Source organism: Terrabacter sp. P5_B1, from assembly GCF_056400505.1.
Window position 1 is genome coordinate 1 of sequence record NZ_JBFULD010000324.1, and the last position, 4,716, is coordinate 4,716.

Here is a 4,716-nt window from a genome sequence, read left to right on the forward strand (position 1 = left end):
CACCGAGCCGCGCTACGTCGTGCCCCGGTGACGCCCCGAGGCGCCCACAGGCCGATGCCTGGATCCTTCGCGCAGCGCCGGTATGCCGCGTGGCCGGGTCGCGCGGCTACCCGCCGGCGCCCGCGCGGCGCAGCGCCACGGGGTCGAGGACGGTGACGCGCCCACGGTCGAGCTCGACGACGCTGCCGGACTCGAGACGGCGCAGGACCCGGTTGGCGGTCGGTCGGGTCACCCCGGCGAGCTCGGCGATCTCGGTCTGGTTCAGCTCCACGGCCACGAGCGAATGCCCTTGTGCGCCGGTGGAGTAGATGCCGCACAACGACACCAGGCTCCGGACGACGCGGAGCTCGGCCGGCGTGTGCAAGGCCTCCATGAGGGCCTCGGTGAGCCGGTTGACCCGCGCCGCCAGCAGCCGGACGAGGAGGCGGCTGACCTCCGGGTGGCGCGCGCACAGCCGCTCGAAGTCTGCGAAGCGCAGCGCCAGGGTCACGGTCGGCTCGACGGTCTCGATCGTCGCCGTGCGACGGCCCCCGCGCACGATCATCGCGAGCTCGCCGAAGGCCTGGCCCGGACCCATGACGGCGTAGGCGAGGCGGTCACCGTGCTCGGACGAACGTCGAGCCACGACCCGTCCCTCGATGACGAAGTGCACGGTGTCCGCGGCATCCCCTTCGTGGAAGACCACCTCACCGGCGGCGTACGAGTGCCGTCGCATGGTCGCCATGACCTCTCGGCGCTCCTCGGGGGCGAGGTCCGAGAGCAGACCGACGTCGACGTTCACGACACCCGCCGCGTGGCTGCGTTCCCTGGACCGTGCCCGCGGGCATGGCCGGGGTGTCGCCGCGCGCACAGACGCGCGGGCTGGACGGCGGGATCGTCGTCGGTGAGCACATCCGCAGGGCGAGGGGCGGCGAATCCCTCGACGAGGAGAGGCACTGCGATGACGACGACGACGCGACGAGGAGTCCACCCGGACCTCGCGCACCACCACCCGCGAGTGACCCGACGCGCCGGGGGCGGCTGGACCTGGGAGTGCGACTGTGGCGGCGCCTCCGCCCGCTCGGTCGTGGCACGTCTGACCTGGCACCAGGCATACGTCGGCGCCCTCATCCACTCGGCCTCGATCGCGCCCTGACGGCTCACCTCAGGCCCTCGCCGAGGCGCCCGCGCAGGGGTACGGGGAGCGGGACCAGGGACGCACGCGCCTCGGCGAGCAACGCCGACTCCGCCCGGTCGAACACATCCTGGGCGGAGTCTGGCGTGTCCCCGATGGCGGTCATGCCCACCCGGCCGCACTCGGTGATCGAGCTGATCATGTGGAAGACGACGCCGGCCTGGCGCGACTGGTCGAAGTGCAGGCCGGCCCGCGCGACGAGGTCGAAGAGGTCGTCGACACCGAGTCCCCGGAGCGACGCGTCCTCGAGGTGGTCGGTCGCGACGAGGTGGCGCTCCGCCCCGGACGGCGTCCGGAACCGCCCCTCACGGTGCACGTAGACGCCGTCGGTCAGGAACTGCAGGGTCAGGAACGGGTGTGTCGTGCCGCCCCGGCGCAGGTTGATCTCGATGGCCTGCGTCTGCCAGTCGGTCCCGTGCCGGACGACGACGAAGTCGAGGGCGAAGCGCCCGAGGACTCCCTTGTCGGCGAGGACCCGACCGACCTTCTCCGCCTCTGCGGTGATGGCCGTCGCGTAGGCAGGGTCGGCCGGGAAGCGTGCCCCGAGGTAGGTCTGGCCCGTGGGGCCGCCGAGGATCTGGTCGTGCGTCGAGAGGATCTCGAGCTCCCCCAAAGGCGTCACCCGCAACTGCACGCTGGGACTGCGCACCTCGTCGCCGACGACGCGCTCCTCGACGATCCCGCCCCGCTCCTCGAGACGGCGCAGGTAGGCGTCGATGTCGACCTGCTCGTCCTCGAGCTGCATCCCGCGCACCCGCTCGGCGGCGAGGGCACGCAGCGCGTCGTCGTCTCCGGATCCCGGATCCGCTTGACCCGCAGGCAGTCCCGCGAGATCGACGAGCGCGTTGCCCGAGCCGGACACGCCCTCGTTGAGCTTGACCATGGCCCAACGCGCCGTGGGCCGGGCCGCGTGCAGGCCGAGCACGGCGTCGACGACGTCGTCGACGCTGTGGAGGTCCTCGGCACCGAAGGGGTGGGCCACACCGGCCTCGGCGAAGACCCGGCGGCAGCCGGTCTTGGTGCCCAGCGGGTAGAGGCGGGGGTCGGCGGCATACATGGGGATCCCGAGCAGGAGGGAGAGGTCGCGTTCGCGCGTGGTGCTGTTGTAGGGAAGGAGGTGCGAGCGCGCGGGGTCGGGCACCAGCGACGCGATCCGGGCCAGCAGTCGTGGCCGCTCCAACAGCTTGTCGGTGAGGGGCGTCGGCGAGGAGTCGCCGACAGCGACGAGGGTGAGCCGCGCGCGGGCGTGGCTGGGGATGACCCCGGGCAGCAGCGAGAGGTAGTACTCGATGACGTGCTCGTGGATCGGCATCGACGTCACGTAGACCATCCGCAGCCTCGGCTGGCGCAGGAGCAGCAGCAGGAAGAGGAAGCGTTCCTCCATCGCCTGGTTCATCGCGCCGGCGGAGGGGCCCAGCCGGTCGAGGCTCATCGACGGCACGACGACGACCGACTCGAGCGGGTCGCCCTGACGCATGAGTCGCCACACCTCGGGGAGCTGTCCCTGCAGGACGTCGAAGAGCTCGCCCCGCGCCTCCTCGTCGAGGTCGTCGAGCGCTTCACCCCACGGTGGGGGCTCGGACGACGCCTCCGGGGAGGTGGACGGGATGGTCGCGTTCATGGGTCAGCCTCCTGCTCGACGGTGCCGATGACCTCGTGGACCTCGAGGGGTCGTGAGATGCCGCGCAGCTCCATCGGTCCGAGCGAGCGCGTCTCGAAGCGCTCGTCGAGGCCGGCGCGCACGCGCGGGCTGATGAGGACCTGGCGGGTGGCCGCGGCCGCGCACAGCCGTGCGGCCACGTTGGTGACCGTGCCGATCGCCGCATAGTCCCACCGACCCTCGAAGCCGACCCGGCCGAGCGTCGCATAGCCCTGCGCGATGCCGACGCCGAAGCCGAGGTCGTGGCCCTGCCGGCGCCAGTGCGTCGCGAGCTCGTCGACGCGGTCCCGCATCTGGAGCGCCATCCGCACCGCCCGTTCGGGCGCGTCCGCGCACGGCGGCGGGTCGTTGAAGAAGACCATGAGACCGTCGCCGGCGAAGTGCTCGAGCGTCCCCTCGTAGGCGAAGACGAGCTCACCGAGGGCGGCGTGGTAGTCGCGGAGCACCGACATCGTCTCCTCGGGCTCCGACGTCTCGGCGAAGGCGGTGAAGCCACGCAGGTCGGTGAAGACCGTGGTGATGTCGCGGCGGTGGCTCTCCAGGAACGACTCGTCGCCCGACTCGACGATGAGGCCAGCGATCTGCGGGGAGAGGAAGCGGCGCAACCGGTTCAGCCGCTCGAGGTCGCCGACCTGCTCCGCGACCCGCGACTCGAGCTCGGCGTTCCAGCGCTCGAGCGCGACGGTCTGCTCGACCACGGTGTCGTGCAGCCGCTTGACCCGGGCCAGCGACCGCACCCGCGCCATGAGCTCGGCCTGGTCGAAGGGCTTGGTGATGAAGTCGTCGGCGCCGACCTCGAGCGCACGCAGCCGCTGACGCGCCCCGCTCGCCGTGACCATGACGACGGGAAGCATGGCGGTCCGGGCATCGGCCTTGATCCGCGCGCACGTCTCGTAGCCGTCCATGACGGGCATGAGCACGTCGAGCAGGACGACGTCGACGTCGCACTCGCCGAGGGCGACGATCGCGGCCGCCCCCGACGCTTCGGAGCGGACGAGGAAGCCGTGGGGCTCGAGCACGGCGTGCATGAGCTTGCGGTTCTGCTCGAGGTCGTCGACGACGAGCACCCGTACGCCCGTGAGCGGCGGGCTCATGGCATCGCCTTCGACGGGGGTCACGGCTCCGGTGCCTCGCGTCGCGGCAGGTGACGGCGCACCTGGGCCGGGAACTCCCGGACGCTGATCGGCTTCTCGAGGTAGCCTGAGAAGCCCGAGAGGAGGGCCCGCTCGCGGTCGCGGTGCATGGCGAACGCCGTGAGCGCGACGATCGGGATGTGCGCCGTCGGTTCGTGGCCCCGGATCTGCTCGAGGGCGGCGAAGCCGTCGATGCCGGGCAGCTGGAGGTCCATGAGGATGACGTCCGGCAGGCTGACCCTCGCCTGCTCGACCGCCTCCTCGCCGGTGGTGGCGACGACGACGCAGAAGCCGGCATACTCCAGCACGTCCCGCGCGAGCTTGAGGTTGCGCGGGTTGTCCTCGACGATGAGCACGACGGGCAGCTCGCTCACGGTCCCTCCCCCTCCCACACGTGCTCGGCGGCGACCGTCGCGAGCCGGCGCGCGAGCCCCGGCAGATCGATGCCGGCCTTCTCGGCGACGAACGCGATGCGCCCCTCGAGACGCGAGCGGTCCTGTGGTGTCAAGGACTTCGCGGTGAGCACGACGATCGGCGGCCCGTCGGAGTCGCGGTGGGGCCGCAGCTCGTCGATGACGGCGAAGCCGTCGACGTGGGGCATGAGCAGGTCGATGACGACGACGGACGGGGCGACCGCGCGCACGAGGTCCGCCGCCTGCTGACCGCCTGCGCACGTGTGCACCTCCCAGCCCAGCGGCTCGAGCGTGCTGCGCACGAGCTTGAGGGCGAGGGGGTCGTCGTCGACGACG

General features: G+C 72.0%; 6 protein-coding genes. 1 reads left to right on the top strand and 5 read right to left on the bottom strand.

The window, feature by feature from the left end:
* Positions 1-106: 106 nt before the first annotated feature.
* Positions 107-781: a Crp/Fnr family transcriptional regulator gene (locus AC1DP0_RS18275; RefSeq protein WP_478087185.1), complete on the bottom strand. Its 675-nt coding sequence runs from the start codon at positions 779-781 to the stop codon at positions 107-109.
* Positions 782-940: 159 nt separating this feature from the next.
* Here AC1DP0_RS18275 and AC1DP0_RS18280 point away from each other — a divergent pair, with 159 nt between their 5' ends.
* Entirely contained in the window at positions 941-1,135 is a 195-nt protein-coding gene (locus AC1DP0_RS18280) for a hypothetical protein (protein WP_478087188.1), read from the top strand.
* A gap of 4 nt (positions 1,136-1,139) precedes the next feature.
* On the opposite strand, the gene AC1DP0_RS18285 is transcribed toward AC1DP0_RS18280, so the two are convergent.
* The 4 genes from AC1DP0_RS18285 to AC1DP0_RS18300 form a co-directional block, all read right to left on the bottom strand.
* Positions 1,140-2,795, bottom strand: a complete 1,656-nt coding sequence (locus tag AC1DP0_RS18285; protein WP_478087190.1) for a peptide ligase PGM1-related protein — start codon at positions 2,793-2,795, stop codon at positions 1,140-1,142.
* The gene (locus AC1DP0_RS18290) at positions 2,792-3,928 is read right to left on the bottom strand and encodes a response regulator (RefSeq protein WP_478087192.1); all 1,137 of its coding nucleotides are present in this window, start codon (positions 3,926-3,928) and stop codon (positions 2,792-2,794) included. The genes AC1DP0_RS18285 and AC1DP0_RS18290 overlap by 4 nt, the downstream gene beginning before the upstream one ends.
* A gap of 20 nt (positions 3,929-3,948) precedes the next feature.
* Positions 3,949-4,341, bottom strand: a complete 393-nt coding sequence (locus tag AC1DP0_RS18295) for a response regulator (RefSeq protein WP_478087194.1) — start codon at positions 4,339-4,341, stop codon at positions 3,949-3,951.
* Positions 4,338-4,716 (bottom strand): response regulator (locus AC1DP0_RS18300; protein ID WP_478087196.1); only part of this gene is annotated, 379 nt, incomplete at its 5' end. The genes AC1DP0_RS18295 and AC1DP0_RS18300, both read right to left, overlap by 4 nt.

What these genes read in the sequence shown, in the direction of transcription:
- AC1DP0_RS18290 (WP_478087192.1), bottom strand. Translation starts at nt 3,928, where the DNA reads ATGAGCCCGCCGCTCACGGGCGTACGGGTGCTCGTCGTCGACGACCTC.
- AC1DP0_RS18280 (WP_478087188.1), top strand. Translation starts at nt 941, where the DNA reads ATGACGACGACGACGCGACGAGGAGTCCACCCGGACCTCGCGCACCAC.
- AC1DP0_RS18285 (WP_478087190.1), bottom strand. Translation starts at nt 2,795, where the DNA reads ATGAACGCGACCATCCCGTCCACCTCCCCGGAGGCGTCGTCCGAGCCC.